We start from the raw sequence: 999 nt of genomic DNA, 5'->3' as shown, positions 1-999 counted from the left end.
GCGCCGGTGACCATGTTGCGGGTGTACTGCTCGTGGCCCGGGGTGTCGGCGACGATGAACTTGCGCTTGTCGGTGGAGAAGAAGCGGTAGGCCACGTCGATCGTGATGCCCTGCTCGCGCTCGGCCGCCAGGCCATCGACCAGCAGCGCGAAGTCGATCTGGTCGCCCTGGGTGCCGAACTTCTTCGAATCGGCCTCGACCGCGGCAAGCTGGTCCTCGAACAGCATCTTCGATTCGTAGAGCAGGCGGCCGATCAGCGTGCTCTTGCCGTCATCCACGCTGCCGCAGGTGATGAAGCGCAGCAGGCTCTTGTGTTCGTGCTGACGGAGGTACTGCTCGATGTCGGTGGCGATGAGGTCGGAAACGTGTGCCATGTCAGAAATACCCCTCTTGTTTCTTCTTTTCCATGGAAGCGGCGGAATCGTGGTCGATCACCCGGCCCTGGCGCTCGGAGGTCTTGGTGAGCAGCATTTCCTGGATGATCGCCGGCAGCGTGTCGGCCTCGGACTCCACCGCGCCGGTCAGCGGGTAGCAGCCCAGGGTGCGGAAGCGCACCTTCTTCATCATCGGCACCTCGCCGGGCTTCAAGGGCATGCGGTGGTCGTCGACCATGATCAGCGTGCCGTCGCGCTCGACCACCGGGCGCTCGGCGGCGTAGTACAGCGGCACGATGGGGATGTTCTCGAGGTAGATGTACTGCCAGATGTCGAGTTCGGTCCAGTTCGATAGCGGGAACACGCGGATCGACTCGCCCTTGTGCTTTCTGGCGTTGTAGAGCTTCCACAGCTCGGGGCGCTGGTTCTTCGGGTCCCAGCGGTGCTGCGCGGTGCGGAACGAGAACACGCGCTCCTTGGCGCGCGACTTCTCCTCGTCGCGGCGCGCACCGCCGAAGGCGACGTCGAAGCCGTACTGGTCGAGCGCCTGCTTGAGGCCCTCGGTCTTCATGATGTCGGTGTGGATCGCCGAGCCGTGGGTGAAGGGGTTGATGTCCTTCTCCAC

At 64.0% G+C, this 999-nt stretch carries 2 protein-coding genes; both read right to left on the bottom strand.

Going from position 1 to position 999, the window contains the following annotated elements; translation table 11 throughout:
• Positions 1 to 374 (bottom strand): GTP-binding protein (locus P7F68_RS19875; RefSeq protein WP_277835665.1); only part of this gene is annotated, 374 nt, incomplete at its 3' end.
• Between the two features lies 1 nt (position 375).
• A partial coding sequence (gene cysD, locus P7F68_RS19870; protein WP_277835664.1) for a sulfate adenylyltransferase subunit CysD occupies positions 376 to 999 on the bottom strand: 624 nt, incomplete at its 5' end.

This window comes from Thauera mechernichensis, assembly GCF_029588855.1.
Taxonomy (GTDB): domain Bacteria; phylum Pseudomonadota; class Gammaproteobacteria; order Burkholderiales; family Rhodocyclaceae; genus Thauera; species Thauera mechernichensis.
This window is presented reverse-complemented; position numbering and strand designations above follow the sequence as displayed.